This window comes from Kitasatospora sp. SC0581, assembly GCF_048159585.1.
In the GTDB taxonomy this organism is placed as follows: domain Bacteria; phylum Actinomycetota; class Actinomycetes; order Streptomycetales; family Streptomycetaceae; genus Kitasatospora.
In genome coordinates, this window is the sequence record NZ_JBLRWA010000300.1 from 1 (window position 1) to 327 (window position 327).

The 327-nt window shown below is 73.4% G+C and carries 1 protein-coding gene; it reads right to left on the reverse strand.

Annotated features, from left to right (window positions below; all coding sequences use genetic code 11):
• Nucleotides 1-315: M14 family zinc carboxypeptidase (locus ACLWS4_RS38180; RefSeq protein ID WP_416876595.1), on the reverse strand; the 315-nt coding region annotated here is incomplete at its 3' end.
• Nucleotides 316-327: the final 12 nt, after the last annotated feature.

Below are 327 nucleotides of genomic sequence, written 5' to 3' on the forward strand. Positions count from 1 at the left end.
TTCCGGCTGCTCCGCCAAGGCCGGGCGGAAGAAATGGCGGTGCTCGGTGTGCAGGTCGAGCGGGGCGCTCGTCCATTCCTCGTTCAGGGCGGCGCCGTCCGGGTCCACGCACGGCAGGAAATGCCACGACATGCCGTCGCGCAATTCCGGGCGGGCCGCTGTCAGCTCGGCCAGGAACGCGATCGTGGCATAGCCGACCGGCTCGTTCGGGTGCGGGCCACCGACCACCAGCACCGGCCGCCGCCCCGTGCCGACCGACAGCACGTCCAGCGCCCGCCCCTGCCGCGAACTGCCGATCCGCCGCATCCGGCACAACCCCGGCGCGCG